The sequence below is a fragment of the Plantactinospora alkalitolerans genome (genome assembly GCF_015690345.1).
GTDB lineage: Bacteria > Actinomycetota > Actinomycetes > Mycobacteriales > Micromonosporaceae > Plantactinospora > Plantactinospora alkalitolerans.
This window is the reverse complement of record NZ_JADPUN010000144.1, coordinates 22,309-49,190: the sequence shown is the minus strand read 5'-3', so window position 1 is coordinate 49,190 and position 26,882 is coordinate 22,309. Positions and strand designations below refer to the sequence as shown.

Annotated in this window: 23 protein-coding genes; 14 read left to right on the top strand and 9 right to left on the bottom strand. The window is 69.9% G+C overall.

Going from position 1 to position 26,882, the window contains the following annotated elements:
• Positions 1 to 185 precede the first annotated feature (185 nt).
• Positions 186 to 767 (top strand): hypothetical protein, encoded by a 582-nt coding sequence (locus tag I0C86_RS14000; protein ID WP_196201679.1) that lies wholly within the window; start codon positions 186 to 188, stop codon positions 765 to 767.
• Between the two features lie 442 nt (positions 768 to 1,209).
• Here I0C86_RS14000 and I0C86_RS13995 read toward each other — a convergent pair whose 3' ends face one another.
• Positions 1,210 to 1,683 (bottom strand): DUF5318 domain-containing protein, encoded by a 474-nt coding sequence (locus I0C86_RS13995; RefSeq protein ID WP_196201678.1) that lies wholly within the window; start codon positions 1,681 to 1,683, stop codon positions 1,210 to 1,212.
• Between the two features lie 198 nt (positions 1,684 to 1,881).
• Here I0C86_RS13995 and I0C86_RS13990 point away from each other — a divergent pair, with 198 nt between their 5' ends.
• The 3 genes from I0C86_RS13990 to I0C86_RS13980 all read left to right on the top strand — a co-directional run bounded on the left by I0C86_RS13990 (position 1,882) and on the right by I0C86_RS13980 (position 5,884).
• A complete protein-coding gene (locus tag I0C86_RS13990; protein WP_196201677.1) occupies positions 1,882 to 2,550 on the top strand; it encodes a PadR family transcriptional regulator in 669 nt (222 codons plus the stop codon).
• Between the two features lie 23 nt (positions 2,551 to 2,573).
• On the top strand, positions 2,574 to 3,653 hold the full coding sequence (locus I0C86_RS13985) for an inositol-3-phosphate synthase (protein ID WP_196201676.1): 1,080 nt from the start codon (positions 2,574 to 2,576) through the stop codon (positions 3,651 to 3,653).
• 155 nt (positions 3,654 to 3,808) lie between these two features.
• Positions 3,809 to 5,884, top strand: coding sequence for a heavy metal translocating P-type ATPase (locus I0C86_RS13980; RefSeq protein ID WP_196201675.1), 2,076 nt, complete (start codon positions 3,809 to 3,811; stop codon positions 5,882 to 5,884).
• A gap of 20 nt (positions 5,885 to 5,904) precedes the next feature.
• On the opposite strand, the gene I0C86_RS13975 is transcribed toward I0C86_RS13980, so the two are convergent.
• From I0C86_RS13975 to I0C86_RS13965, 3 genes are all read right to left on the bottom strand, one after another.
• On the bottom strand, positions 5,905 to 6,408 hold the full coding sequence (locus tag I0C86_RS13975; RefSeq protein ID WP_196201674.1) for a methylated-DNA--[protein]-cysteine S-methyltransferase: 504 nt from the start codon (positions 6,406 to 6,408) through the stop codon (positions 5,905 to 5,907).
• A 134-nt stretch (positions 6,409 to 6,542) separates the two neighbouring features.
• Positions 6,543 to 6,827, bottom strand: a complete 285-nt coding sequence (locus I0C86_RS13970) for a hypothetical protein (protein ID WP_196201673.1) — start codon at positions 6,825 to 6,827, stop codon at positions 6,543 to 6,545.
• 15 nt (positions 6,828 to 6,842) lie between these two features.
• Positions 6,843 to 13,505 carry an RHS repeat-associated core domain-containing protein gene (locus tag I0C86_RS13965; protein ID WP_196201672.1) on the bottom strand — a complete coding sequence of 2,221 codons (6,663 nt, stop codon included), beginning with the start codon at positions 13,503 to 13,505 and terminating at the stop codon, positions 6,843 to 6,845.
• Between the two features lie 291 nt (positions 13,506 to 13,796).
• Between I0C86_RS13965 and I0C86_RS13960 the strand changes: the two genes are divergently transcribed.
• The 3 genes from I0C86_RS13960 (at position 13,797) to I0C86_RS13950 (ending at position 17,755) form a co-directional block, all read left to right on the top strand.
• The gene (locus tag I0C86_RS13960; RefSeq protein ID WP_196201671.1) at positions 13,797 to 14,378 is read left to right on the top strand and encodes a TetR/AcrR family transcriptional regulator; all 582 of its coding nucleotides are present in this window, start codon (positions 13,797 to 13,799) and stop codon (positions 14,376 to 14,378) included.
• Positions 14,379 to 14,439: 61 nt separating this feature from the next.
• A complete protein-coding gene (locus I0C86_RS13955) occupies positions 14,440 to 16,698 on the top strand; it encodes an MMPL family transporter (RefSeq protein ID WP_196201670.1) in 2,259 nt (752 codons plus the stop codon).
• 160 nt (positions 16,699 to 16,858) lie between these two features.
• Positions 16,859 to 17,755 (top strand): hypothetical protein, encoded by an 897-nt coding sequence (locus tag I0C86_RS13950; protein WP_196201669.1) that lies wholly within the window; start codon positions 16,859 to 16,861, stop codon positions 17,753 to 17,755.
• A gap of 45 nt (positions 17,756 to 17,800) precedes the next feature.
• On the opposite strand, the gene I0C86_RS43355 is transcribed toward I0C86_RS13950, so the two are convergent.
• Positions 17,801 to 18,127, bottom strand: a complete 327-nt coding sequence (locus I0C86_RS43355) for a hypothetical protein (protein WP_230394130.1) — start codon at positions 18,125 to 18,127, stop codon at positions 17,801 to 17,803.
• Positions 18,127 to 18,435, bottom strand: a complete 309-nt coding sequence (locus tag I0C86_RS13940; protein ID WP_196201668.1) for a hypothetical protein — start codon at positions 18,433 to 18,435, stop codon at positions 18,127 to 18,129. The genes I0C86_RS43355 and I0C86_RS13940 overlap by 1 nt, the downstream gene beginning before the upstream one ends.
• A gap of 487 nt (positions 18,436 to 18,922) precedes the next feature.
• Between I0C86_RS13940 and I0C86_RS13935 the strand changes: the two genes are divergently transcribed.
• From I0C86_RS13935 to I0C86_RS13925, 3 genes are read left to right on the top strand one after another with little or no spacing between them, the layout of a single operon-like run.
• Complete coding sequence (locus tag I0C86_RS13935) at positions 18,923 to 19,777, top strand: helix-turn-helix domain-containing protein (protein ID WP_196201667.1); 855 nt, start codon at positions 18,923 to 18,925, stop codon at positions 19,775 to 19,777.
• Between the two features lie 6 nt (positions 19,778 to 19,783).
• The gene (locus I0C86_RS13930; protein WP_196201666.1) at positions 19,784 to 20,023 is read left to right on the top strand and encodes a DUF397 domain-containing protein; all 240 of its coding nucleotides are present in this window, start codon (positions 19,784 to 19,786) and stop codon (positions 20,021 to 20,023) included.
• On the top strand, positions 20,020 to 20,460 hold the full coding sequence (locus I0C86_RS13925; protein WP_196201665.1) for a hypothetical protein: 441 nt from the start codon (positions 20,020 to 20,022) through the stop codon (positions 20,458 to 20,460). Before I0C86_RS13930 ends, I0C86_RS13925 begins: the two co-directional genes overlap by 4 nt.
• On the opposite strand, the gene I0C86_RS13920 is transcribed toward I0C86_RS13925, so the two are convergent.
• Both I0C86_RS13920 and I0C86_RS13915 read right to left on the bottom strand, forming a co-directional pair.
• Positions 20,461 to 21,210 (bottom strand): VOC family protein, encoded by a 750-nt coding sequence (locus I0C86_RS13920; RefSeq protein WP_196201664.1) that lies wholly within the window; start codon positions 21,208 to 21,210, stop codon positions 20,461 to 20,463. It lies immediately after the preceding gene.
• A gap of 80 nt (positions 21,211 to 21,290) precedes the next feature.
• Entirely contained in the window at positions 21,291 to 22,037 is a 747-nt protein-coding gene (locus tag I0C86_RS13915) for a helix-turn-helix domain-containing protein (protein WP_196201663.1), read from the bottom strand.
• Between the two features lie 222 nt (positions 22,038 to 22,259).
• On the opposite strand from I0C86_RS13915, the gene I0C86_RS13910 reads away from it, so the two are divergent.
• Complete coding sequence (locus tag I0C86_RS13910; protein WP_323373633.1) at positions 22,260 to 22,931, top strand: DUF4097 family beta strand repeat-containing protein; 672 nt, start codon at positions 22,260 to 22,262, stop codon at positions 22,929 to 22,931.
• A 135-nt stretch (positions 22,932 to 23,066) separates the two neighbouring features.
• Positions 23,067 to 23,882, top strand: a complete 816-nt coding sequence (locus tag I0C86_RS13905; RefSeq protein WP_196201662.1) for an alpha/beta fold hydrolase — start codon at positions 23,067 to 23,069, stop codon at positions 23,880 to 23,882.
• A gap of 59 nt (positions 23,883 to 23,941) precedes the next feature.
• Here I0C86_RS13905 and I0C86_RS13900 read toward each other — a convergent pair whose 3' ends face one another.
• Entirely contained in the window at positions 23,942 to 24,937 is a 996-nt protein-coding gene (locus I0C86_RS13900) for a phosphotransferase family protein (RefSeq protein WP_196201661.1), read from the bottom strand.
• A gap of 152 nt (positions 24,938 to 25,089) precedes the next feature.
• On the opposite strand from I0C86_RS13900, the gene I0C86_RS13895 reads away from it, so the two are divergent.
• Positions 25,090 to 25,614: a SigE family RNA polymerase sigma factor gene (locus I0C86_RS13895; RefSeq protein WP_196201660.1), complete on the top strand. Its 525-nt coding sequence runs from the start codon at positions 25,090 to 25,092 to the stop codon at positions 25,612 to 25,614.
• The gene (locus I0C86_RS13890; protein ID WP_196201659.1) at positions 25,611 to 26,771 is read left to right on the top strand and encodes a hypothetical protein; all 1,161 of its coding nucleotides are present in this window, start codon (positions 25,611 to 25,613) and stop codon (positions 26,769 to 26,771) included. Before I0C86_RS13895 ends, I0C86_RS13890 begins: the two co-directional genes overlap by 4 nt.
• Positions 26,772 to 26,882 lie beyond the last annotated feature (111 nt).

Here is a 26,882-nt window from a genome sequence, read left to right as displayed (position 1 = left end):
CCGATTCGGGGATCTTCCGACATTGGCGGGGCGAGTATCACTCAGCAAACCGGATAAGTCCGGTTATTTCCCATGTTGCGGCATCTGTAGCTCGGCGGGTCCGACTCTGGATGCGGCGTGTTCCAGCTCACGGCAACCCGGTGGTGGCGCGAACGCCCATCACCGCGACCGGCAGGGTGTGACGAATGAACTCGTACGGCGATCCTAGTTCCGCGCGTGGTCGGGCGCATTATCCCGGCACGAACGGCGACCACGGACCAGCGGACGATCCATACCGCCGCACGTCCCGTGACGACCGGGCCGATGCTGATCGGCGTTCGGCGGAGGGCGACCGGGGCGGCTGGCCCGCCAACGGCCGGGCCGACGGTGCGTCGGCCCGGGCCAGTGTGAGCGGGCGTGCCCCGTCCGGCCGGGCCACACCACCGGGTCAGCCCCCCGCCGGAGGCGGCTGGGCCGCACCGGTCTCACCGGCCTCCGGTTCCGCCTCCGTCGGATCGGCCTCGCCGGGTCGGGCCCGGGTCGGCCGGGCCGGAGTCGGCAGCGCGGCGGTTCCCGACGCACCCGGCTCGGGTGGCGGATACGGCGCGGCCCGACCGGCCGGTCGGGCCGCGCCGTATCCGCCACCCGAGCCGGGTGCGTCGGGAACCGCCGCGCTGCCGACTCCGGCCCGGCCGACCCGGGCCCGACCCGGCGAGGCCGATCCGACGGAGGCGGAACCGGAGGCCGGTGAGACCGGTGCGGCCCAGCCGCCTCCGGCGGGGGGCTGACCCGGTGGTGTGGCCCGGCCGGACGGGGCACGCCCGCTCACACTGGCCCGGGCCGACGCACCGTCGGCCCGGCCGTTGGCGGGCCAGCCGCCCCGGTCGCCCTCCGCCGAACGCCGATCAGCATCGGCCCGGTCGTCACGGGACGTGCGGCGGTATGGATCGTCCGCTGGTCCGTGGTCGCCGTTCGTGCCGGGATAATGCGCCCGACCACGCGCGGAACTAGGATCGCCGTACGAGTTCATTCGTCACACCCTGCCGGTCGCGGTGATGGGCGTTCGCGCCACCACCGGGTTGCCGTGAGCTGGAACACGCCGCATCCAGAGTCGGACCCGCCGAGCTACAGATGCCGCAACATGGGAAATAACCGGACTTATCCGGTTTGCTGAGTGATACTCGCCCCGCCAATGTCGGAAGATCCCCGAATCGGGAAGACGAGTCACGATCACCGCCGCGCCTCGCGCCTTCGTCTGACCGCGGTGCCGTTCGCGGTCGCCGTCGCGGCCACCGCCGCGCCGCCGGACGACGCGGTGCTGGCGGCGTCGTCGCCGGACACGCCATCCCGGCCGAGCAGGTACTGCTCGACGAGATGGTTCCAGTCGCAACCGCGGCACACCTCCACCACGTAGACCTGGAACTCACGCAGGGTCATCGCCAACACCGACAGCTCCGCTCGGGTGCGTGCCTGTCCGGCCGACTGCTTGAGTTCATCGCCGTAAATGTAGTGGACGTGGGTCAGATTTTCGCGCCGGCAGACCGGGCAGAGTGCCTCGGTCGGCTCGCCGTGGAACTTGGCGGCGTTCTTGAGGTAGGGCGAGGCGTCGCACACCTCGTAGGTGCCCACCCGACCCGAATGCACCTCACGCAGCACCGCTCGCTTCTGTAGCGAGTAGTCGACGACCTGGCGCTGCGAACGCATGCGCAGAAGAGTACGCGGTCCGGCCGGACGAGGCGACCACCGTCACTGACTGTAGTGGAATCCGTGCCCTGCGACGGTTTGCCACGCCGGGCGCGAGGGTCTACGGTGCGATGTATCGGCCCGATACATCGGGTCGGCGACTGGCTCCTGACAGGGAAGCCACACCGGTCCTGACGGAGACGCGGAGAGGGGTGCTCAATGTTCGAGCTCGCCATCCTCGGCCTTCTGCAGGAGTCCCCGATGCACGGCTACGAACTCCGCAAGGAGCTCACCGCCAAGCTCGGGGCGATCCGGGCGGCGATCAGTTACGGCTCGCTCTATCCGACCCTGCGTCGGCTACAGGCGGCCGGCTGGATCACCGAGGCGGCCGAGACCCCGGCCACCGCCGAGGAGATCCCGGCCCTGACCAGCCGTCGCGGCCGAGTCGTCTACAAAATCACCGCCGAGGGCAAGGAACGGTTCGCCGAGCTGATCGCCCAGACCGGTCCGGAGACCTACGAGGACGCCGGGTTCGGTGTGCACTTCGCGTTCTTCTCCCGTACCGACCGGGCGACCCGGCTCCGGATCCTCGAGGGCCGCCGGCGCAAGGTCGAGGAGCGTCGCGAGGGTCTGCGCGACGTGTTGAGCCGGGCAGCCGTCCGCCTCGACGCCTACACCCTCGAACTGCAGCGCCATGGCCTGGACGCCTGCGAGCGCGAAGTCCGCTGGTTGGAGGAGCTCATCGCCAACGAGCGCTCCGGCCGGACCCCGTCGGGGTCCACCCCGGGCACCGTCCCGGACACCCCGGGCACCGCCCAGGGACAGTCAGAAGAACACATCCCGCCTCCGCCTGGGCAGGTCCAGGAATTGAGACCGGAGCGGCCGTGATGAACACAAAGGAGGCAAACGCGATGGGCTCCGTCCGCGTCGCCATCGTCGGTGTGGGTAACTGCGCCTCGTCCCTGGTCCAGGGCGTCGAGTACTACCGCAATGCCGACCCCAACGACCGCGTCCCGGGTCTCATGCACGTCACCTTCGGCGATTACCACGTCTCGGACGTGGAGTTCGTCGCGGCGTTCGATGTCGACGCCAAAAAGGTGGGCATGGACCTCGCAGAAGCGATCGTCGCCAGCGAGAACAACACCATCAAGCTGTGCGACGTGGCGCCGACCGGCGTACTCGTGCAGCGTGGGCCGACCCTGGACGGGTTGGGCCAGTACTACCGGGAGATCGTCGAGGAGTCCGACCGCCAGCCGGCCGATGTCGTGGCGGCGCTGCGCGAGGCCGACGTCGACGTGGTCGTCTGCTACCTGCCGGTCGGCTCCGAGCAGGCGGCGAAGTTCTACGCGACGGCGGCGATCGAGGCCGGTTGCGCCTTCGTGAACGCGCTGCCGGTCTTCATCGCGTCGGACCCGGAGTGGGCGCAGAAGTTCACCGACGCCGGGCTGCCGATCGTCGGCGACGACATCAAGAGCCAGGTGGGCGCGACCATCGTGCACCGTGCGCTGGCCAAGCTCTTCGAGGACCGGGGCGTCGAGCTGCTGCGCACGTACCAGCTCAACTTCGGCGGCAACATGGACTTCATGAACATGTTGGAGCGCACCCGACTGGTCTCCAAGAAGATCTCCAAGACCCAGTCGGTCACCTCCCAGATCCCGCACGAGATGACCAAGGGCGACGTGCACATCGGGCCGTCGGACCACGTGCCGTGGTTGGACGACCGCAAGTGGGCGTACATCCGGCTGGAGGGTCGCTCGTTCGGCGACGTCCCGCTCAACGCCGAGCTGAAGCTCGAGGTCTGGGACTCGCCGAACTCGGCCGGCGTCATCATCGACGCGGTCCGGGCCGCGAAGATCGCCCTCGACCGGGGCATCGGCGGCCCGATCCTCTCGGCGTCGAGCTACTTCATGAAGTCCCCACCCACCCAGTACGCGGACCACGACGCCCACCAGGCCGTCGAGGACTTCATCGCCGGCACGATCGAGCGCTGAGTGTGAGGTAGGGCAGACGGGGCCGGACCGAAGACGGTCCGGCCCCGCTCCTGTCTCTGGAGTTACGACAACCCCTTGTCGACGTACCCCTTACCGACGTACCCCTTGCCAAGGTACCCCCCAGGGGTATATTTGCCTTCGAGGGGTGATCGACGATGCGCGACGGGCAGCACGGACACGACGAGCACCAGGAACACGACGACGGGCACCGTCAGGGGCACGACCGGCACGCCGGGCACGATCCGGAGGCGTTCCGCCGGAAGTTCTGGCTGAGCCTGGCGCTCACGGTGCCGATCGTGGTCACCAGCCACATGGTGATGGACTGGTTCGGCTACGCGTTCGATTTTCCGGGCATGTCCCTGGTCGGGCCGGTGCTGGGCACGATCGTCTTCCTCTACGGCGGCTGGCCCTTCCTGGTCGGCGGCCTCGGAGAACTGCGCGACCGCACCCCCGGCATGATGCTGCTGATCTCGATGGCGATCACGGTCGGTTACGTCGCCTCGCTGGCCACCAGTTTCGGCGCGTTCGACCTGGACTTCTGGTGGGAACTCGCCGCACTGGTCACCATCATGCTGCTCGGGCACTGGCAGGAGATGAAGGCGATCGGCCAGGCCCGGGGCGCCCTGGCGGCGTTGGCGGCACTGCTGCCCGACGACGCCGAGCGGATCGACTCCGGCGGCGGCGTACAGCGGGTTCCCCTGGCCGACCTGCGGGTCGACGACGTGGTGCTGGTCCGCCCCGGCGCACGGGTACCGGCCGACGGCCGGATCGTCGACGGCACCGCCGAACTGGACGAGTCGATGATCACCGGTGAGTCCCGGCCGGTTTCCCGTGGTGTCGGGGCCCGGGTCGTGGCCGGCACCGTGGCGACCGATTCCGCGATCCGGGTCCAGGTCGACGCCCTCGGCGACGACACCGCGCTGGCCGGCATCCAACGCCTGGTGGCCCAGGCCCAGCAGTCCAGCGGTCGGGCGCAACTGCTCGCCGACCGCTTCGCCGCCTGGCTGTTCTACATCGCCACCGCCACCGCCGTGCTCACCTTCGTCGTCTGGTCGGCGCTCGGCAGCGTCGACGAGGCCGTGGTGCGTACCGTGACGGTTCTGGTGATCGCCTGCCCGCACGCCCTCGGCCTGGCGATCCCGTTGGTCATCGCGCTCTCCACCGCCGTGGCCGCCAGGGCCGGAATCCTGGTCAAGGACCGGTTGGCGTTGGAGCGGATGCGCACGGTCGACGCGGTGCTGTTCGACAAGACCGGCACGCTGACCCGGGGCGCGCACACCGTCACCGCGGTCGCCGCCGAGGTCGCGGGTGCGGAGGACGAGGTGCTGCGGCTGGCCGCCGGGGTCGAGGCCGACAGCGAACATCCGCTCGCCCGAGCCATCGTCGCCGCTGCCGACAAGCGGACCGGGACGGCGAGGGCGACGGCGACCGGATTCCGGGCACTGTCCGGCCGGGGCGTCCGGGCCCACGTCGAGGGCCGGGACCACGCCGTCGGCGGGCCGGCCCTACTGCGCGAACTGGCCGCCCGACCCTCCGACGACCTTCGTCGGGTCGGCGAGGAGTGGTCGGCGCGCGGAGCCGCGGTGCTCTACCTGGTACGCCTCGACGGCGGCGGTCCGCGGGTGCTCGGCGCGTTCGCCCTGGAGGACGAGGTACGGCCGGAGGCCCGGGAGGCGATCGCCGACCTGCGGGCACAGGGCGTACGCACGATCGCCATGATCACCGGTGACGCCCGCCCGGTCGCCGAGGCGGTCGCCGCGAAGCTGGGTTTCCGGGCCGGGGTGGACGAGGTGTTCGCCGAGGTCCTGCCGGCGGACAAGGACGACAAGGTGACCGACCTCCAGCGTCGAGGGCTGATCGTGGCGATGGTCGGCGACGGGGTGAACGACGCGCCCGCGCTGGCTCGGGCGAACGTCGGGATCGCGATCGGCGCCGGCACCGACGTGGCGATCGAGTCTGCCGGGGTGGTACTCGCCTCCTCCGACCCGCGCGGCGTGACCGGAGTGATCCGGCTGTCCCGAGCGTCGTACCGGAAGATGATCCAGAACCTCGCCTGGGCGGCCGGGTACAACGTCGTCGCGATCCCGCTCGCCGCCGGAGTGCTCGCCGGGGCCGGAGTCGCGCTCAGCCCCGCCCTCGGCGCGGTGCTGATGTCCGGCTCCACCATCGTGGTGGCGCTCAACGCCCAACTGCTCCGCCGGGTCCGACTGGCCCCGACACCGCCCGGCTGACCCGCCGGCCCCGTCGAGGATCAGGTCCAGGCGCGCTGGAAGGCGACGCCGGCCTCCAGCTCCAGCAGGTGGCGCTTGCGCGACAGGCCGCCGCCGAAGCCGACCAGCTTGCCGCCGGCCCCGACGATCCGGTGGCAGGGCACGATCACCGGGATGGGGTTCCGGTTGCAGGCCACCCCGACCGCGCGGGCCGCCCCCGGGTCGCCGACCGCCGCCGCCACCTCGCCGTAGGTGCGGGTCTCGCCGTACGGGATCTTCGACATCTCGGCCCAGACCGCGCGCTCGAACTCCGAGCCCCGCCGCACGTGCAGCGGAACGGTGAATTCGGTCAGCTCCCCCGCGAAGAACGCCCGAAGCTGCGCGACCGCCGCCGCCAGCCCGGCGGTGTCGGGACCGGACGGCTCGACCAGGGCCGTGGCCGGAACCGCCACCTCCACCGGTCCGAAACGCACGCCACAGACTCCGACGTCGTCGACCCCGACGGAGAGCTCGTCGATCGGGGATTCGAGCACGGTCCAGCGCATGGTGCCATCCTCCTCCGTTCCGGCCGCTTCCCGCCACGGCGATCGTCCCCCGGACCCGGCCGTCGAGATCCGATCGACGCCGGGGCAGGGCCGTGTCAGCGGCCGGGATCCGCGCAACGGATCACGACGGCGGTTCAGATGACCAGTCGGAAGTTGGGTATGACAGGCCGTCGGTCCTCCGGCGCGTCGTGGATCGAACGCACGACGGCGCCCGGGGGAATGGGGACCCGCGAAATCGAGATGCCGTTGAGACAGTGGTCGCACCAGAAGGAGGCATAACCGACCGCCGTTTCGAGATCGCCCGTGAAGACCAGCCGTAGGGCGTCGTGGCCACACTCCGGGCACGGCTGGTGCGGGTCGCCCGGCACCGCGACGAACGCCACCTCGTACCGATCGCTCCACTCGTCCCAGCTAGCCATCGATCCGTTCCTCCATCAGCCCACCCCGTCCGGCCGTACCGGATGCTGCGCCCACCAGTCGGCCTCGAATTTGTACGCCCGGTCCTCCCAGAGCTCGGCCTCCGCGTCATCCTTGGGATAGGGCCGCCCACCTCGCAACTCGTCGACGTGGACCTTCTCGTGCGCCAGGGTACGAGCCAGGTCCTCCTCACTGCGGAAGGCATCCCGACAGAGTTGCACCGTGCAGTTCGGCCGCGTCATTCCGAACCTGTTCGCAAGACTCTTGTTGATGTCGAAACGGATGCCCGAGATGTCGACGCCGTACTTGGCCGCGATGTGCCGTACCGAACCCATGTTCATCGGATACCTCGGCCCGACCCCCATGCCACGCACCCGCAACAGCGGAACCGCCCGCTCACCGGCGGCACGTTCCACGCTCGACGCGCCCGGTAGTGCCACCCGCCCCCGGCCGGCGAGCGGGCCAGGCGGCAGGGCCAGCGGACCCGCACCCCAGGGACGTGTCGCCGTACCGGTCCTGCCGGCCAGCAGCCGCCCGCTGATCCTGCCGAGGATCGCTCCGCCGAAGGTGGCGCCGGCCAACCGCCGCGCGTCGATGGTTCCGGTGCTGAGCACCTGCTCGGTGGCGTCACCGGTGAAGCCGGACACCGCCCCCACGGCGAACGCGCTGCCACCGGCTCCCCCGACCAGACCACCGGTCAGGCCCGCCACGCCACCGGCCGCCGCGCCCGTCCCCGCGCAGGCGAGGGCGTTGCGGTCGGAGTCGCAGAACGCACCGCCGGCCACGGCGCCGATGGCGGCCCCGAAGCAGACCGCGCCGCCGATACCGGCCGTCGCCACCCCGAGTGCCGTGCACCCACCGATGATCGCCGCGCCGACCGTGACCCCGACAAGGGCCTTGCCGATCCGGTCCTGGTGGTCATCCCAGAATCGGGCGGTGCCGCTGGCGATCTCGGCGGCCAGGTTCCGACCCGAGCGCTCCAGAGAGCGTTTCATCGACGAGACCGAGGCGCTGCCCTCCACCCGCTTCCAGGTGTGGGAGATCGAGTCGCCGATCTGGTCGACGGCGCCCCGGATGGCGTTCGCCAGTCCGTTGAGCCAGCGCGGCCAGTGACCGTCCGGGTCGAACATGCTGAGCGGATCAGCATTGGCGTAGAGGTAACGGTTGAGGCTGATCGGACTGCCCAGGTCCCCGATGACCGTGTCGGGCTGGGTGAACCGTCCGGTGCCGGAGTCGTAGTGCCGCGCCGCCATGTCGACGAGTCCGGTGAGCGGATCGCTGTACATGGCCTGGAACCCGAACGGCACCGGTGGTGCCGTACCGGACACGCCGAAGGTCGTTCCGAACGGGTCGTACTCCGCCGACCAGGAGACCCGCCCGTTCGTGGTGTCGACGAAGCGGGTCACGTCACCGTGCGGGTTGAACAGGGCCCGCACGCTGGTGCCGCCGACCGTCCGCTGACCGAGCAGGTCCCCCGAGGGATCCCGGACCACCTCGGTCGATGGACCGGACCCGGTCCTGCTGCCCGAGACCGCGGCCGAGGTCGCCTCGTACGAGAACGACTGCTCGACGCCCCCGACGGTCCGCCCGGCGACCCGACCGAACGCGTCCCGGCTGTACGCGACCGTGCCGTCCGAGGTGGTCGCGCCGGTCAGTTGCCCGTACGGGTCGTACGAGTAGCTCTGTCCGTCGGCGGTCGATTTCAGCCGGCCGTCCAGGTCGTAGGTGTGTTCCCCCGCCGTGGAGGTCGACGTGATCCGGTCCGCCAGGTCGTAGGAGGCGGTGACCGTGGGCTGGCCGGAGACCTCCACGGAGGTGCGGTTGCCGTCGGCGTCCCAGTCGTAGTCGGTGCTGGACACCACCGTGCTGCCCTGACCGGCGACCGCGGTGTCGAGCCGGCCGGCATCGTCGTAGCTGTAGGTGGTGGTCGTCGGCGTACCGCTGCCGGGGGTCGGCCCCGTCGTCGACTTGACCTGACCGTCGGGCGTATAGGTGACGCCGTAGGTGTCGAAGGGCGTCACGACGGTGGAGAGCCGGCCGTTGTCGTCGTACTTCCGCCGGTCGTACGTGGTCGCGGTGGGCAGCCGGCCGCTGATGCTCTCGATCTGGCCACCCCTGTCGTACGCGTAGTCGGCACTGATCGGTCCGCGCAGCGCCGTCATGCGTCCACTGAGCGAGTGGTACTCGAACGTCGTGGCGGCACCGCTGGGTGGCGTCCGGGTGGCCAGCCGGTGTGCCAGGTCGTAGTCGTAGCCGGTGGTACCGAACGCGTCGGTGGTGCTCTTGAGCAGGCCCCGGTCGTCGTAGGTCAGGGTGGTCTGGTGGCCGGCGGTGGCGGCCGAGGCGATCCGACCGGCGTCGTCGTAACCGAAGCTGCGGGTCTCCGCGCCCGCCTTGACGAACTTCTGCCGCCCTGCCGGGTCGTACTCGGCGGTGACGACGCGACCCGACGGGTACGTGGTGCCCTTCCACCGGCCCGCCTGGTCGTAGTCGTAGCTGGTGGTCTGCCGGGCCGGATCGGTCTCGGTGTCGAGCAGGCCCGCGGCGTCGTAGGTGTAGTCGAAGTGCCCGCCCCGGGGCAGTGTGAGCGTGGTGAGCCGGCCGGCGGCGTCGTAGTCGTAGTCGGTCGCGTTCCGCAGCCCGTCGAGCGCGGTGTCGAGGCGACCGGCCGCGTCGTAGGTCCGGGTGGTTTCACGCCCACCGGGTAGCCGTTCCGTGGTCTGCCGGCCGGCACCGTCGTAGCCGTAGGTCGTCTTCTTGCCGTACGCGTCACCGACCTCGGTGACCCGGCCCCGGGCGTCGTGGTCCCAGGTCTGCCGGTACGGCACGTCACCGCTGATCATCCGGCTCGTCTTGTCGTAGTCGTAGTAGTACGACGTGTTCGCGAACCCCATCCACTCGCGCCGGCCGAGCTTGTCGTACTCATAGTTGCGCTCGACGCCGGCCGGGTCGACCTCCTCGCTGATGTCGCCGTTGAGGTCGTAACGGGTCACCCAGGAGGCGCCACGGGCGTCCCAGCGGACCGCCGGCCGGCCCACCGGGTCGTACGCGGTGTTCGTGACCACGCCGGTGGGGTCGGTGATCGACGACTGCCGCCCGAGGTCGTCGTAGGTGTACCGGGTGACCTTCTGGAGCGGGTCGGTGGCCGTGTCCATCAGGTTCGCCGCCTGGTAGGTCCAGCTCCAGACCGCTCCCGTCCGGTCCGTGTGGGTGGTCAGGTTGCCGACCGGGTCGTAGTCGAACGACTCGGCCGCCCCACCGGGGTGGGTGACGGTGTCCAGTCGCCCGACCGCGTCGTAGGTGCTGCCCGTGCGCCGGAGGGTGGCGTCGACCTCGGCGGTGACCTGACCCGCCAGGTTGTACTCGGTACGGCTGGTGCCCGCCGGGTCGGTCGTCGAGCTGCGGTTGCCGTCGTCGTCGTACCCCCAGCTCGTGGTGAGCCCGGAGCCGTCGGTGTACGACCTCGGCCGGCCGGCGGCGTCGGACCGGTGCACACCCACCGTGCCGAGGACGTCGGTCACCGTCACGGTGCGCGCGGCGTCGTCGTAGGTGTAGGTGGTGGCGATGTTCTCCTGGTCGGTGGTGGTCTTCACCCGACCGACGTCGTCGTACGAGGTCAGCGAGGTGGCGGCCAACGGGTCGGTGACCTTGGTCGGCTTGCCGGCGAGGTCGTACTCCATCGCCCACGTGTGTTTCCGGGGCGTGGTCACCGAGGTTTGCCGACCCATGGCGTTGTAGCCACTCGCCCAGATCGCGCCGTCCGCGGTCCACTCCTTGGTGACCCTGCTCGACCGGTCGTACTGGAGCTGCGTCACCTGGTTCAGCGGGTCGGTGCTGCGCATCAGCCGACCCATCGGATCGTAGGTGAAGCTCGTGACCTTCTGCCGGGAGTCGGTGATGTCACGCACCCAGCCCTCGGGCGTGTAGCCCCGCTGCGTCACGAACTCTCGGGGGTCGGTCACCGTGCTGATCCGACCCGCCGCGTCGTACCCCAGCACCGTCGTGTTCTCTGCCGCGTCGACGATGGTCTCCAGCCGCCCGCTGGTGTCGTATCGGAAAGAGGTGGCGACCTGGGCGGGATCGGTCACCGACGTCGGGTGCCGGTCCCGGTCGAAGGTGACAGTGGTCCTGCCGCCCCGCGGTTTCTCCGTCTCGATCAGCTCGTCCCAGGTCGTGTAGGCCAGGGTCGTACGCTTCTGGAGCGGATCGGTGACCGACGTCCGCCGGCCGAGCGTGTCGTTGCCGAACACGGTGGTCGCATTGGACTCGTCGGTCACCGAGGCCAGATCGCCGTCGGCCTCGTAGCCGAGTTTCCGGGTCCGACGCAACGGATCGGTCTGCACGGTGGGCTGCCCACGGCCGTTGAAGTCGTACTCCCACACCTTTCCGAACTGGTCGGTCATCTGGTCCAGCCGCCCATCGGCGTCATAGCTGCGGCTGATGGTGCTCCGGTCGTACAGGGTGGTCAGCAACGGGCGGTGCTTGGCGTCGAAGGTGGTCGCGGTATCGGCGCCGTACTCGTCGACCGACATGACCGGATCGCCCTTGCCGTCGTAGAGGGTGGCCGGTGCCGACGGTCCGTAGCCCTTCATCGGCACCGCCGGCACGCCGGTGATCCGGGATACCAGGCGCCCCTCGCCGTCGTAGATCATGTGCACGCCGGTGCTGCCGGCCCGTTCTGTGACCAGGCGACCGGCCCAGTCGTATGTCTGGGTGAGCACGGTCCCGTCGGCCCGGGTGACGGTGCGACGCCCGTTGGCGTCGTCGTAGCCGATGGCCGTCCGGCCGGTTCCCTGATCCTCGACCCAGTCCACCCGGCCGTCCGCGCGGTATCCGGCGGCGAGCTTCACCCGGCCCTCCGGGGTGACCACCTTGGTCAGTCGGCCGCTGCCGTCGTACTCGTAGGTCTCGGTGTACCCGTCGACCCCCCTGGCGCCGGTCAGCCGTTCCCCGGTGTACGACAGGGCCACGCCACGGCCGGTCTGGTCGGCGATCGCGTCGAGCCGCCCGCCACTTCGGGTGTACGCCAGGTGACGTCCCGACACCCCGGTGACCCGGCTGACCTGACCGCCGGACCGCTGAACGTCCACCTCGTGGCCGGGGTCACCGAGGGTCAGGCCGGTGAGTTCACCGGCCGGGTTGAACCGGTAGCTCGTCTGTTCCGGCGTGGTGACCGTGCTGCCCGTCGCGCCGGTCACGTACGAGGCCGACACACCGGGGGCGGGGGTGTATCCGGCCCCGGGATCGGTAGCGAAGCCCAGCGCGGTGCCGTCGGGGAGGTTCAGCGTGGTCTGCGCACCGACGGTCGACAACGCCTCCGAGTACGCGCTCGTCCAGCCCTTACCCGCGTCACCGCCGGAAAGCCGGTCCGACCGGTAGGTACGGGTCGCGGTGAGCTGTTTGCCCGCGTCCTGCACGGCCAGGTCCTCGGTCTGATAGGTCAGCGCTCCGCTGTGCAGGTTGACCGGCCCGAGACGGGGTGCGGAAGCCTCCCGGATCGCGGTCGGGAGCACCTGGGGCGAGCCGGACAGCGCCGGTAGTACGCCATCCAGGTAACCCACCACGGCGGCCTGGCCCGTGGGACAACTCGTCGACGGCGTGGTCTTCACCGGTGGATTCGCGGCTGCGGCCAGCGCCGGGTCCATGCAGGTGGGCAGCGCGGCGTTGGCGTCCCGACCGAACCAGTTGCCGGACCAGTCGGTCAGGTTGAAGAATCCGTAGGGGAACGTGGTGTAGCCGGTCAGCAGGGCGTTGTACCGTACGTCCACGTCGGGCCGGGACGGCGGCGGAGCGCCGGAGTATCTGCTGTAGACCCCGACTTTCTGTTCGGCGGTGTTGTACCAGAACCGCAACTTCTTCGGTTGATCAGCGGTGAGGGCGGTCGTCAGCCCGGCGCCGAAGGTGTTGCCCACGATCTCGGCACTGCTCTGGCTCATCGTGATCCCGCAACTGCCGGACTCGAAGTACGAGTTGTAGATGCCGGCGAAACCCCGATCACCCACCCTCGAGCGAACGCCGGCCGTCGTGGCCACGAAGGTCGAGTTGGAGATCACCGCCCGGCTGCCGGCCCAGCCGAGTTCGAGCGCTGCGGCCGAACAACTGGTGACCTCCTGGCCACCGTATTTGAAGTCGGTGTGGTCGAAGAAGCTCACCGGTCGCCGGTAGTTCGCCACCGAGATGTCGCCGCCGACGACGGCGATGTAGTTCCAGTCCTCGGAGGCGGGCCGGGTGGCGTCACCGTCGCCGTTGGTGTCGCCGAGCACCGTGTCGTCCCGCAGCGATGTGAAGATCACTCGCTGGCGCGGAGTGCCGAGGGACAGGATCTGACCGTACGCCTGCAGCACACCGGACTTGTCGAGCTTGACCACGGTACCGGGCAGCAGCGTCAGACTGGCCCCCTCGGCGATCTCCACCATCGACCGGATGATGTAGGGCGAGCCCTGTGGGCCCCACACCGTGTCCGTCGAGATGTCGTACCGGGCCACCTCGGTGGGTCCGGGCCGGTCCACCACCGACAGGTACGGCGCCGGATCCACGGCGGCCGGTGGCGGCGTCGGGGGCACTGCGCTCGCCGCCGCGGGCCGCGCGCCCACCAAGGGTTCGGGCAGCCCCGGCACCAGTTGTGTGGCCAGGATCAATGCCAGGCAGACGCTGACGCGGCCGACAAATCCTCTACCCATCGGACTCCCCCGTGCCGTGGTATCGGTGCGCCTCGACCGTGAGGCAGGCAAGATCACCGTAGGGCCGATCCTCCGAGAGCAGATCATCCAATCAGCCAATCAATAGATATCTACAGATATTGACAGTTGGATCTGAATCACTGCTTGGTCAGCTCGCGAAACGAGACTTCCGCCTCGGACCAGCGGTCGGGCCCGACGCCGTCAGGTACTCAGTAATCCAGCTCACATTCTGACCGATCGGTTAGTTGCTGACCGATCGGTCAAGGCACGCTGGGTTGCGGAGGTGAGCACATGGCCCGCAGCAGAACCCGTGCCGAGATCCTGGCTGTCGCGGCCCGGCAGTTCGCCCGGGTCGGCTTCAAGGGCACGTCCCTGCACGACATCGCGGTCGAGGTGGGCTGCTCGAAGGCCACGCTGCTGTACCACTTCGACAGCAAGGAAGCCATCCTGCTGGCCCTGGTCGCGCCCGCCGCGGGGGACCTGGTCGACCTCGACACCAGGATCGACGGGCTCGACGCCGCCGCCGCCCAGGAGGCCGCCATCGAGGGCTTCGTCGAGCTGGTGCTCGCCTACCGGCGGGAGATCGCGCTCATCTACGACGATCTTCCACACCTGCTCGAACAGCCCGCCTTCGCGAGCCTGCAACCCGTCACCGCGCGGCTGATCGACAACTTCGCCGGGCGGTCGACGGATCCGGCGGCCCGGATCGCCGCCGAGGTGATGCTCGGCGGGATCGCCGCGATCGCCATCGACCACACCGAGGACGACGCCACGGAACTCCGCCCGGCCCTGGTCCGGGTGGCCCGACGCGCACTCCTGCCCGACGCCGCTCCCGACACCTCCACCCGTGACCTCCGATCCATGACCTCCTGACACCGCTCCACCACCCCTGAAAAGCCTGGAACGCCTCACCCCTCGACCGAAGGAAACGACAATGGCGACCCTCCTCTACCGACTTGGCCGGGCCTCGTTCCGGCGCCGCCGGCTCGTGGTGGTCCTCTGGCTCGTCCTGCTGGCCGCGCTCGGCGGGGCGGCCGTGGCCTTCATGGGCCCGACGTCGACCAACTTCTCGATCCCCGGCACCGAGTCCCAGCACGCGATCGACGCACTGAAGCGGGAGTTCCCCGAGGCGAGCGGCGCCACCGGCACCATCCTTGTGGCCGCGCCCGAGGGCCAGCAGCTCACCGCGCCGGAACGGCAGGCGGCAGTGGCCGACCTCGTACGCGAGGCGTCGGCACTGCCCGGCGCGGTGGGTGCGCTCGACCCGTTCACCACCGGGGCCGTGTCGCAGGACCGCCGGTACGCGCTGATCCAGGTGCAGTTCGCCGACCAGGCCGACGAGATCACCGAGGCGCAGCGGCACGCGTACGGGGAGAGCGGCTCGGCCGCGACGGCGGCGGGCCTACGGGTGGAGCACGGCGGCGAGGTGATGTCCAGCGTTCCCCCCGAGATCGGCGGCACCGAGGGCATCGGCGTGGTGATCGCCCTGGTCGTGCTGGTCGTGACGCTGGGATCACTGGTCGCGGCCGGAATGACGATGCTCAACGCGCTGATCGGGGTCGGCGCCGGAATGGCCGGGCTGTACGCACTGAGCAACACCATCGAGCTGACCAGCACCGCACCGGTACTCGCGCTCATGCTCGGCCTGGCGGTCGGAATCGACTACTCGCTCTTCATCACCTCGCGGTACCGGCAGAACCTGCTGGAGGGGCTGGCGCCCGAGGAGGCGGCCGGGCGGGCGATCGGCACCGCCGGTTCGGCAGTACTGTTCGCCGGGGTCACCGTCGTCATCGCGCTGGCCGGACTGGCCGTGGTCAACATCCCGTTCCTGACCATCATGGGACTGGCCGCCGCCGGAACCGTCGCGGTCGCCGTACTCGTCGCGTTGACGCTGCTTCCCGCGCTGCTCGGCTTCGCCGGCCGGCGCATCCTGCCGCGCCGGCTCCGCAGTGCCGAAACCGGCGCCGGGACGGCCACCGAATCCGGCACCGAGGGGAACGCCGCCGCGACCGCAGCCGTGGCCGGGCCGGGCCGGACCGAGAGCTTCGGGTTCCGGTGGGCCCGGATCGTCATCCGGTTGCGCGTACCGCTGATCCTGGTCGCCGTGCTCGGCCTCGGCGCCCTCGCCATCCCGGCCGCCGACATGCGGGTGGCGCTGCCGGACGCCGGCAGCAGCCCGAAGGGCTCCCCGGAACGTGAGGCGGCCGACCTGATCACCGCCGGCTTCGGGCCCGGGTTCAACAACCGCCTCGCGCTGGTGGTGTCGAGCGACTCGGCGGCGCGGACCGCGTCCGCCGCCCAGGAGGTCACGGCGGCGCTGCAGGGCACCGAGAACCTGCTCGCGGTCAGCCCGCCGAACCTGAGCCGCGACCGGTTGACCGCCCTGCTGGCGGTCATCCCGACGACCGGCCCGACCGATCCGGCGACCGAGACCCTGGTGCACGAGATCCGGAAGAAGGTCGGACCCGTCGACGGTACGGACGGCGCCGACGTCGCCCTCACCGGTCAGACGGCGGTCGGCATCGACGTGTCCGAGAAGCTCTCCGACGCGATGCCGTGGTACCTGCTGCTCGTCGTCGGCCTGTCGGTACTGCTGCTGATGCTGGTCTTCCGGTCCCTGCTGGTGCCGCTGAAGGCGGCGCTGGGCTTCCTGCTCACCGTCGGCGCCACGTTCGGGCTCACCGTGCTGGTGTTCCAGCAGGGCCATCTGAGCAGCCTGGTCGGGCTGGACACCCCGGGTCCGCTGGTCAGCTTCCTGCCGATCCTGCTGATCGGCATCCTGTTCGGGCTGGCGATGGACTACGAGGTCTTCCTGGTGTCGCGGATGCGCGAGGACTTCGTACACGGCGACACCCCGACCCAGGCCACCATCAACGGCATGGGCCATGGTGGCCGGGTGGTGACCGCCGCCGCGCTCATCATGACCTCGGTCTTCGCCGGCTTCATCCTGCTCGACGATCCGGTGATCAAGTCAATGGGCTTCGCCCTCGCCGTCGGAGTGGCGATCGACGCGTTCGTGGTCCGGATGACGATCGTCCCGGCGGTCATCTCACTGCTGGGCCGGAGCGCGTGGTGGCTGCCCGGCTGGTTGTCGAAGATCCTGCCCAACGTGGACATCGAGGGCGAGCGGCTGCGCCAGCACCTGGCGACCGAGCCGGACGCGGCGACCGAGCGGGTACCCGCCGGGGTCTGACCAGGTCTGACCAGGTCTGGCCGAGATCGCCACCAAAAGCTCCCTCAACGCAGAACGCCGGACAACCCTCGCACCGCAGGACGGTGCGGGGGTTGTCCGGTTCGGCGGAGGTCCGATTTGTTCAAGACCCGCTCCGCGAGACTTGCCATCCTTGAGACCCATGAGCGTTGACCTGTCGCGTGCCGCATCCTTCCTCGCCGGCCATGGCCGGCTGCTCGACCGACGCCGCTTCGAGTTGCTCCTGGGAGAAACGAAGCCGGACGCCGTGCTCGCCGCGCTGGATGGCTACCGAAATGGTGACGGCGGTTACGGCTGGGGACTCGAACCCGACCTGCGCGCGCCGGAGAGTCAGCCCGGTGGCGCGTTGCATGCCTTCGAGGTCTTCGAGGACATCGCACCCGCGACCACGTCGCGCGCGATCGAGTTGTGCGACTGGTTGGACTCGGTGACGCTGCCCGACGGCGGCCTGCCGTTCGCACTGCCGGTAGTCGACGCCAGCGCCTGCGCGCCTTTCTGGGCCGAGGCCGACCACACCGTCTCGGCGCTGCAGAGCACCGCCTTTGCGGCAGGGGCCGCACTACGGGTCGCCGCACACGACCCCGCCGTCACGGCGCACCCCTGGCTGGCCCGCGCCACCCAGTACTGCTTCGATGCCATCGGGGCGCTGGACTCGGCGCCACACGCGATCGCGTTGGCGTTCGCGGTCCGCTTCCTGGACACCGCGTACGAGCGGTATCCGGCGGCGGCGCCGCTACTGGCGCGACTCGCCCAGTTCGTGCCGGACACCGGACTCGTTCCGGTCCAGGGCGGCAGCGAAGGCGAGACGATGCGGGCGCTCAGTTTCGCGCCGGTGCCCGGTAGCCCGGCGAGTGCGCTGCTGGGTGACGGCGTGATCGACGCCGAGCTGGACAGGCTGGCCACACAGCAGCAGGACGACGGGGGCTGGACGGTCGACTTCGCCAGCAGCTCGCCGGCCGCGACGCTGGAATGGCGCGGCTACGCGACAGTGGGTGCCGTACTGACCCTGAAACGCGCCGGACGGCTCCGGGCGGGCTGAGCGGGGAGAGGGCTCTCGGCGGCCACAGCGAACCTGACCCGCAGGCTATCCATCCAGGTTCTGCGGCCCGGCGCCGTGCGGGGACGCGGACGGTCCGTCTGGACGGGTGGCCGGATCGACCAGGAGGATTCCGTGCCAGAGATCGAACAGGTCGCTGGGCGGCACCCGGACCGGCACGCCACAGGCTTCGAGGAACGCCCGAAGGCTCGCCCGCCGGCTCGCGCACGGGTAGCGGACGCCACAGGCGCAGATTCCGTCGTCCGCCGGCCGGTGTCGCTCGTGCAGGGCGTACGCCAATCGCCAGATCGTCGGCAGCGGGCAGCCCGGCGGCGGCTCGGCGGGTGGATCATCCGGGTCGAACGGCAACCTCATCAGCCGCCTCCGGTGGTCGGCAACAGTCCGAGTCGGCGCTGCCAGGCATAGGTAAGTAGTGGCGTGATCCGGACCAGCATCGCCGGCACCCGCCGCGCCGGGATCGGCGCCAACACCGGCAGACCCAGGTCGACCAGCCGATTGGCCGCCGCGTTCGCGGGCGGGCACGGCCCGCTGGTCCGGCAGGCCGGACAGATTCCGCTGTCCCGATCGGGTACGTGCGCGGCGAGCGTCGCGTGTGCCGCCTCGGCGTCGGCGTCGGCGCTCGTCCTGGACTGGTAGGTCGTCCTGGACTGGTAGATGGTCATCGGCTGCCCTCCGCGACGAGGGTGGGCACCCGGCCGCAGCAGCCCGCCACTCCCTCGGGGGAAGGAAGTACGGGTTCAGCGGGCCGTGCCGTCGGCGACCGGGTGCCCACCCGGCTGGTGCCGATGCCGCGCCGTTCGGGTCAGCGCGGCACCGGGTCCGGGCCGATCGGGAGCCAGGCCGGACGGGGTACGCCACACCGGGTGGCGTGAACACCGTCGTCGACGGACGCGTGGTACACAGACGGGGAGTCGTTCCCCGGGACGTGGTCCATCGCGATTGCTCCCTCTCGACTCGTTGCCGGATCGGGGTGGGCACTGGCTGCCAAACCGACCACCCCGATCCGGATCTTCCACTCCCGCCGATCACCTCAGGTGACGACAGTCACACAGACAGCATGCACAGCAATTGCTCATTGTGCAATCTTGCATCGACGCTTTTCTTGCGTCATGCTGATTGTCGGTCTAATCAGGATCGAGGGAGTTCGTCATGCCGAACGAGCAGGCCTTCACGCTGCGGGCGCAGTGGCTTGGCCAGCAACTCCGTGAGATGCGTGAGACGGCGAAGCTGACGCTCAAGGAGGTCGGCGACTTCGTCAAGCGCAACCCGTCGACGGTCAGCCGTATCGAGTCCGGCATGCTCCCGGCTCGGGTGCCCGAGGTGCTGGCGTACCTCGACATCTGCGGAGTCGACGACCGGAAGCGTCGCGACGACCTCAAGACGATGTCCGAGGACGCGTGGCAGAAGGGCTGGTGGGACGGCTTCAGTTCCGACGTCGCCGCCTCGCTGATCGACTGGATCTGGCTGGAGAGCCGGGCGGCCGAGATCTACTCGTTCCAGGTCGGCGTGCTGCCCGGCCTCTTGCAGACCCGCGACTACGCGGAGGCGCTCATCCGCGCAGCGCACGTCGACGTGGGTGAAGAGCAGATCGCCCGCTTCGTCGAGCTGCGGATGACCCGACAGCAGCGGCTGGACGGGGATGATCCGGTCCGGCTATGCGCCATCATCGAAGAGGGCGCCCTGCGGCGGCTGGTCGGCGGCCCTGAGGTGATGCTGGCGCAGCTCGCCCACCTACGCGAAGTCGCCCGCCATCGACACGTCGAGATCCTGGTTCTGCCCGCTGACGCGGGCGCGCATGCCAGCCCGAATGGTGCCTTCGACGTGTTCCGGATGCGTCCGCCTTACCCGTTCGCGGGCTGCATCTCCACCCCCGCCGGAACTCTCGTGGTGGAAGGTGACAAGGCCGAGGCGCTGCTCCAGAAGTACGATCGGTTGCGCGGCGTGGCACTGCAGGAGAAGGCCACACTCGCGTTCCTAGCCGATATGGAAGCGCGTCTGGAGTGAGCAAACATGGCGCAACACGACGCAGCGCGGGCCGTCGCGCTGTCCGAGGTGGCCTGGAACGTCAGCAGCAGAAGCGGCAACGGCGACGGAAACTGTGTGGAGGCCGGGCCGGTGCTGGACGGCAGTGGTCGGGTCGCCGTCCGGGACAGCAAGGACCGCGATGGCGCCGTACTCGTCTATGCTGGCCCCGGCTGGACCAGCTTCCTCACCGCGCTCAAGCACGACGGCCTCACGCCGACCGCTTGAGCGCGACCCGGCCCTCCGGCGATCGCGGCGCCGACCGCGTGGCTGGCGGGGACGCCGCGCGCACGGCGGAGGGGATCGGGGAGTGGGATGCCGAAATCTCGGCGGTCAGCGAGTTCGCGGAGTGCTACAGCCACGACTATCTGCGGCACGACGCGCATCTGCGGCACATGGACCTGCTCGCGAGGGCGGGTCGGCTCGAAGAGCTGGCCGCGCGGGGTACAACGGACGTCCACGCGCGACGCCGGCTGGATCGGTTCCTCTACGAGCAGGACCGCGACGGCGACCTGCGGCACCGCGCCCGGCACGGAGACAGGTACGCCCTGTACATGCTCGTGCGCCTGCTCCGCGAGCGAGGCGACCAGTCTGCTGCCCGGCAGGCGGTAGTCGATATCGATGCGACGGACACCTACGCATCGGAGCTGGCAGAGCAGCCCTGATCAGACCGTCCAGATCAGACAGAACGGCTTGCCGGCCGGATCGGCGTAGACGCGCCAGTCCGGGCCGGCGCCGTCCAGTCGGGTGGCACCGATGTCGAGAGCGGCCCGCTCCGCCGCGTCCACGTCCACGTCCTGGACGATCACGTCGAGGTGGATCTGCTGCGGGTACGCCGGATCCGGCCAGCGTGGCGCGGTGTACTGCTCCACCTGCTGGAACATCACCGGCTGCGCGCCGTCCTCGCCGATCATGGCGATCCCGTCCGCCTCGTACGTCACGGGCTTGCCGAGCAGCTCCGCGTAGAAGTGGCTCAACGCCTTCGCGTCGGGGCAGTCGAGCATGACGGCCATCAGGGTGGTTCGCGGATCGTCCGGGTTGACGCACAGGTCGAACGGGTGGCCGGCCGGGTCGGCCAGCGTGTGCCACCGTTCGTTGCGGCGAAGCAGGGTGGCGCCGAGCTGCTGGGCGTGTTCCGCCGCCGCATCGATGTCCGGTACCCGGAAGTCGAGGTGGGCCTGCTGCGGACGGTCCTGGTCCGGCCAGTGCGGCGCTATGTGGTCGGTGGCCTGTTGCAGGCCGATCCGCCAGCCGTCACCGGAGTTGAGCGCGATCCAGTCGTCGTCGGCGCCGTGGGGCTCGCGCCGCCAACCGGCGAGCTGCTCGTAGAACGTGGCCAGGAGGTCGATGTCCGGGGCGTCCAGCGTCACGGCCCGCAGTGAGCCGATCGCCCGCAGGTACGGTTCGGAGGTCATGCCCCGATCCTGCCGACCCTGAGGCCAAACCGCCACGCGACACCGGCGTCGACGGTCGGTTCTGAGCGGGTTGCCGGAGGTTACGCACCTGGCGCGGCGGTGCCACCCGAGCTTGCTTCGGACTTCGTGTAGAGGACCTCGCGCGCCTGTTCCGCGGCCCGGAGGATGCTGTCGCTGATGAAGCCGCTGAACCGGGCGATGTTCTCCAGACGGGTGGCGGCCGGACTGTCGCGGCCGAGGACGGTCACTCCCTGCCGCGCGATCTCGGCGACCTGGGCGATGCCACGGGCGCTGGCGATCGTCGACTGGTACCAGACGTCGTCGTCGACGAAGTAGCGCTCGCGACGGCGTTCGTCGCGTTCCCGGCGGATGAGGCCCTGAACTTCGAGGAACGCGATCGCCTTGGAGACGGACGCCGGGCTGACCTGGAGGTGCTGGACGAGTTCGGACGCGGTGAGGCTGCCCGCGTCGGCGGTGAAGAGGCAGGTCAGCACCCGAGCCATCATCTTGGGCAGGCCCTGTTGCATCAGGAGGGTGGTGAACGCCTCCTCGTACTCGCGCATGGCCTCGTCGTCGCGCCCCCGGCCGTGGGTCGGCGCCCCCTGCCCTCGGGGCGCGCTGTGCCTGCGCCGGTGGGCGCGGCGTTCGGTGGCGCGGTGGGCCAGGTCGGCGCGGTAGGCGGTGGGGCCCCCGTTGCGCATCACCTCACGCGTGATCGTCGAGGTGGGGCGGTCGAGACGTCGGGCGATCTCCGCGTAGGCAAGGCCGTCGGCCAGTCCCAGCGCGATCTGCTGACGTTCCTGCTGGATGAGTCTGCCTCCCGGCACCGAGAACTCCCTTCGCGCTTTCCTGGTGCCGCCAGCGTAGCGTTCACCCACAGCCAATGCAACGGGCAAACCCTTGGTCATTGCGTTAGCTCCATGCTCGTTGCAACGAAAACCTTAGCTTGACCTGCATAACTAGCAGTTGGGCGCAACGATGTCGTTGCTGAATCCTCGAACGCAACGTAGCGTTTCTCATGTCAGAAACAATGAGCACACGAGGAGAACATGATGCAGAAGTTCGACACCCCCACCACGATCTCCGCCGTCCTGGAGATCCCCGCCGGCCGCATCCAGGTCATCGCCGCCGATCGGGCCGACACCACCGTCGAGGTCCTGCCGGCCGACGCTGGCAAGGGCCGCGACGTGAAGGCGGCCGAGCAGACCAAGGTCGAGTTCAGCGACGGCGTCCTGCGGATCAAGACACCGGACGGGAAGAGCCAGATCCTCGGCGCGTCCGGATCCATCGAGGTGACCGTCCAACTGCCCACCGGTTCCGGAATCGACGTGAAGGCGGCCGCCGCCGAGTTCCGGGGCGTCGGACGGCTCGGCGACGTCGCCTGCGAGGGCGCGTACGGTGCGGTCAAGATCGACGAGGCCGCGAGCGTACGCATGACCGCCTACGGTGACGTCGCGATCGGCCGCCTTACCGGCCCCGCGGAGATCAGTACCCAGAAGGGCAACATCAACATCACCGAGGCCGCCTCCGGCACGGTCGTCCTGCGTACCCAGATGGGCGACGTGACGGTCGGCGCGGCCCACGGAGTCTCCGCCTCCCTGGACGCCGGCACCAGCCACGGCCGGATCCACAACACGCTGATGAACACCGAAGGCGCCGCGGCCGGCCTGAACATCCAGGCGACCACCGACTACGGCGACATCACCGCCCGCAGCCTGTAGAGAACCGGACGACAGCGAGTCAGGCCCAGGGGCCGGCGCTCCACGTGCGGCGCCTGGAGAAGTCGTACAGAACGTCTCACGTGCTGGTGGTCGCCGGCCCGCTCGCGGCGGCCACCCCCCGACCAGGAGGACCACATGACGAGGAAAAGCATGTCCCCGACCGATTCGACGTGGACCGGCATGGTGCCGGTTGACGACACGGCCCTGGCTCTCACCGACACCGGCGGTCCCGGTACCCCCGTGGTCTACCTCAACGGCCAGTTCGCCACCCAGGGGTACTGGCGGCGGGTCATCGCTGAGCTGGGGACGGGGTGGCGGCACATCACCTACGACGAGCGTGCTCGCGGCAAATCCAAGCGCTCGACGGACTATTCCTTCGAGGCCGCCGTCCGGGATGTCGATGCCGTTCTCGCCGCCAGGGGGGTGGACCGGGCACTGGTGGTGGGCTGGTCCTACGGAGCGTTCGTCGCGGCCCACTGGGCCAGCCGGAATCCGGACCGTACCGTGGGCGCGGTCCTGGTCGACGGCGCGCAGCCGTACGACTGGCTCGACGAGGCCATGGAGCAGCGGATCCGGAAGACGTTCAAGCGGATGAACTGGTTCATGCCGCTGCTGCGCCCGACGGGCCTGACCCCACGGATGAATGCCGAACAGATGGCGAACAGCAACATCGAGCTCGGCATGCTCGCCCGCGAGCGCGAGTTGGGCCCCGTGCTGGACAACATCACCGTCCCGGCGCGGTACGTGGTCGCGTCGGGGACGTCCCTCGGAAGCAAGGGCGACGAGCAGGAACGCATCCGCGCCAGCCTCGACGCGGTGGCCGCCCGCAACCCGAACATCAGAATCAGCGCGAAGGTCGGCAGCAACCACGACGCGATCCTGAAGAAGGACTTCCCGGCCATCGCCAAGGCCGTACGCGACGTCGCCGCGCTCGACCGCGGCGCGCACTGAGGGTGAGGTGTTAGGAGGGGGCCCTTCTTCTACAGAAAACGATAAGAAGGGGCCCTTCCTTACATCCTCAGCGCGCGTTCGGTGTGGTGCGCCGCGATCTCCAGCATGAAGGCGCTGTCGGGAAAGTCGCCGTCGAGCAGGCGCAGCGGGCCGGCGATCAGCGACAGGTGCTGGGCGAGCTGGTAGAACCGCATCCGCCGCTCGTCGAGTTCGTCGGCGGGGTGGAGCAGGCCGTAGTGCTCGCCGAAGCGCATCCGCAGGAACACGTGCTCCCACTCGACGTCGAAGAACATCGTGCCCTCGATGTCGATGAGCACCGGTTCCCCGTCGCCGTCCACCAGTACGTGATCGGGTCCGAGTTCACCGTGGATCAACCCGTACGTCGGGCGCGGAGCGATCGTTCCCGCCAACTGCTGAGCGATCCCGGTCAGTCGGTCCCGGTCGCGTGCGATGCGCTCGTCGCGGCCGGCCGCCTCGGCGAGATCGGACAACGCCCGGTCCAGCACCAGCCGTACCGGTGAACGCTGTTCGGGCGCCGGATCGGAAAGCCGTGCGACGGCGCCGACCTTGCCGAGCCGGGTTTCCCGCTGCTGGTGCATTGCGGCGAGGACCTCGCCCAGCCGGGCGACCGTACGTGCGGCGGTCATCGGCTCGGCCGCCAGCCGCTGTTCCAGGTTCGGCCCCGGAAGATCCTCGACCAACGCGACGTCCGCCGGGTACCAGGTCCGGCTCCGGTCGAGCAACACCACTTCCGGGGTACGCACCCCGGCGGCGGAGAGCGCGGTCCTGGCGGCTTCGAACAACTCGATGCCCGAGGCGTCCGAGAACGGGTCATCGAGCGGGTCGACGTCGGTGCGGCGCCCCGCCGGCCAGAAGTTCTCCTCGGGGCTCCAGACGTAGGCGACCACCGTTGACCGGTCGTCGAGGGTCAGCCGGTAGACGCCCTTCTTCGTACCGCCCCGCAGGCGTGCCACGGTGTCGATCCGCCGGCTGGAGCCGAATCCGGCCCGTACGACGGCCGCCAACCGCTCCTGGTCGGCGAACTCCCGACGCATCCCGCTCCCTCCGCTCGCACGACCCCGAGGTGTTAAGCCCGAGGTGTTAAGAAGGGGCCCTTCCTCTACAGCAAACGATAAGCGGGGGCCCTTCCTTACACCTGAGGCAAACTTTGCGCGGGCTGTGGCGTCTGTTGGTGGGGAGGTGTGGTGTGGGTGGGACGTCCGAGCGGGAGTTCACCGCGTTTGTCCATGAACGGGGCGATGTGCTGTTGCGCGTCGCCCAGGCGCTCGCCGGTGACCGGTACGCCGCCGAAGACCTGCTCCAGAGCGCCCTCGCCAAGGCGTACGCCCGGTGGCCACGGATCCGGGGCGACGCCGAGCCGTACGTCCGGCAGATCCTCTACCACGACCAGGTCTCGGCCTGGCGGCGACGCGGTCGGCGCCCGGAGGTGCCACACGCCGAGGTGCCGGAGCCACCGGCCGCCGGCACCCAGCACGACCACGAGACGGCGGTCCGGATGATGCTCCGGGACGCGTTGCTGATGCTGCCGCCCCGGCAACGGGCCGTACTGGTGCTCCGATATCTGGAGGACCAGACGGTGGAGCAGACCGCAACCGCGCTGGGTTGCCGGCCGGGCACGGTGGCGAGCCAGGCGTCGCGGGCGTTGACGAAGCTGCGCGAGTTGGTGCCGGAGTTCGCCGAGCTGACCGACCGGGAGGAGGCGGTCCGATGAACAGGAACAGCGCGGAGGGGCTGCTGCGTGGGGCCGTACACGATCTGGCGGGCGACCCGCACCAGCCGCCGGACCTGGTTACGGTCGCGGTGAGCCGGGGTCGGCGAATTCGCCGACGCCGTCAGGCGGGCGCGGTCGCCGCCGCGTTCGTCGCCGTCGCGGCGATCGCGGCGCCGTACGTCCTGCTGCGGCCCGACCCGGAACCTCCGGCGTACCCGATCGGCGGCCAGCCGGCGGCTACCGTCACCGCCGATCCGGTCCCGACCGCGAGCCCGGTGCCTGAGTCGACGCAGTGGCGGAACTGGGAGGCGGCTCCGCTGGAGCTGCCCGGCGGATGGATCGTGGTCGGTGCGACCACCACCGGCAGCCCGGTCAGCAACTGGGCGTACGACCGCGCCCGTGGCCGCTACGTCGACACCGCCAAGGACTTCTCCTCGGTCTGGGCCGCGCCACGGGGCAGGCTGGCGGCGGTACGTCAGGAAAGCCGGCCCGACGAGACCGGACTGCTCGACATCCCCACCGGCAGGGTCCGGTGGATCCGAACCGGCGACCAGATCCTCACTCCACAGTGGTCGACGGACGGCACCAGGCTGTTGATGACCCTGATGGAGAAGGACACCGGGACCTTCTCGTTCGGTGTGCTGACCGTCGCCGACGACTCGTTCCACAGGTATCCGGTGCGGTCCGACAAGTACATGTGCACGGACCTGTGCCGCTTCACCTGGGGGCCGAACGGCAAGGAGGTGGTGTTGCCGATGACCGATCCGACCGCTCCCCGCTCGGAGTCCGCACCGCACCTACGGCGAGGGTTGCAACTCTTCTCCGCCCTCGACGGCACGCCCACCCGGTTCGTGCCCGTCCGAGGCGACGTCTCCGGACCGTCGGCCTGGTCCCCGGACGGTCGTATGGTGGTGGTCAAGGGGCAGAAGTCGGCGCAGCTCGTCGTTGTCGCCAAGGGGACGGTCGTAGACGAGATGCCGTCGGCCGACGTCACCTGGATCAGCAGCGACCGGCTGCTCTATGGGGACCGGGTTCTCAACCCCGGAAGTTCGCGCGATGTCGTGGCGGTGCTGGTCGATCCCAAGGGCACCGAGGTCGATCGGGCCGTCCTGCCGGGGGAACTCGCGGGAACCGACATCCTGGTCGCACCACGGTGATTGGCACGTAACGATCCGGTACGTACACCGTCGGACCTTTAAGTTTTCTACCCATTCGGTATCGCGAGCGGTTACTGTCGCACGGACGTCCGGCCGGGGTGGGTGTGCGGT

Coding starts and splice junctions, on each gene's coding strand:
- I0C86_RS14000 (WP_196201679.1), top strand. CDS start 186: ATGAACTCGTACGGCGATCCTAGTTCCGCGCGTGGTCGGGCGCATTAT.
- I0C86_RS13995 (WP_196201678.1), bottom strand. CDS start 1,683: ATGCGTTCGCAGCGCCAGGTCGTCGACTACTCGCTACAGAAGCGAGCG.
- I0C86_RS13990 (WP_196201677.1), top strand. CDS start 1,882: ATGTTCGAGCTCGCCATCCTCGGCCTTCTGCAGGAGTCCCCGATGCAC.
- I0C86_RS13985 (WP_196201676.1), top strand. CDS start 2,574: ATGGGCTCCGTCCGCGTCGCCATCGTCGGTGTGGGTAACTGCGCCTCG.
- I0C86_RS13980 (WP_196201675.1), top strand. CDS start 3,809: ATGCGCGACGGGCAGCACGGACACGACGAGCACCAGGAACACGACGAC.
- I0C86_RS13975 (WP_196201674.1), bottom strand. CDS start 6,408: ATGCGCTGGACCGTGCTCGAATCCCCGATCGACGAGCTCTCCGTCGGG.
- I0C86_RS13970 (WP_196201673.1), bottom strand. CDS start 6,827: ATGGCTAGCTGGGACGAGTGGAGCGATCGGTACGAGGTGGCGTTCGTC.
- I0C86_RS13965 (WP_196201672.1), bottom strand. CDS start 13,505: ATGGGTAGAGGATTTGTCGGCCGCGTCAGCGTCTGCCTGGCATTGATC.
- I0C86_RS13960 (WP_196201671.1), top strand. CDS start 13,797: ATGGCCCGCAGCAGAACCCGTGCCGAGATCCTGGCTGTCGCGGCCCGG.
- I0C86_RS13955 (WP_196201670.1), top strand. CDS start 14,440: ATGGCGACCCTCCTCTACCGACTTGGCCGGGCCTCGTTCCGGCGCCGC.
- I0C86_RS13950 (WP_196201669.1), top strand. CDS start 16,859: ATGAGCGTTGACCTGTCGCGTGCCGCATCCTTCCTCGCCGGCCATGGC.
- I0C86_RS43355 (WP_230394130.1), bottom strand. CDS start 18,127: ATGAGGTTGCCGTTCGACCCGGATGATCCACCCGCCGAGCCGCCGCCG.
- I0C86_RS13940 (WP_196201668.1), bottom strand. CDS start 18,435: ATGACCATCTACCAGTCCAGGACGACCTACCAGTCCAGGACGAGCGCC.
- I0C86_RS13935 (WP_196201667.1), top strand. CDS start 18,923: ATGCCGAACGAGCAGGCCTTCACGCTGCGGGCGCAGTGGCTTGGCCAG.
- I0C86_RS13930 (WP_196201666.1), top strand. CDS start 19,784: ATGGCGCAACACGACGCAGCGCGGGCCGTCGCGCTGTCCGAGGTGGCC.
- I0C86_RS13920 (WP_196201664.1), bottom strand. CDS start 21,210: ATGACCTCCGAACCGTACCTGCGGGCGATCGGCTCACTGCGGGCCGTG.
- I0C86_RS13910 (WP_323373633.1), top strand. CDS start 22,260: ATGATGCAGAAGTTCGACACCCCCACCACGATCTCCGCCGTCCTGGAG.
- I0C86_RS13905 (WP_196201662.1), top strand. CDS start 23,067: ATGACGAGGAAAAGCATGTCCCCGACCGATTCGACGTGGACCGGCATG.
- I0C86_RS13900 (WP_196201661.1), bottom strand. CDS start 24,937: ATGCGTCGGGAGTTCGCCGACCAGGAGCGGTTGGCGGCCGTCGTACGG.
- I0C86_RS13890 (WP_196201659.1), top strand. CDS start 25,611: ATGAACAGGAACAGCGCGGAGGGGCTGCTGCGTGGGGCCGTACACGAT.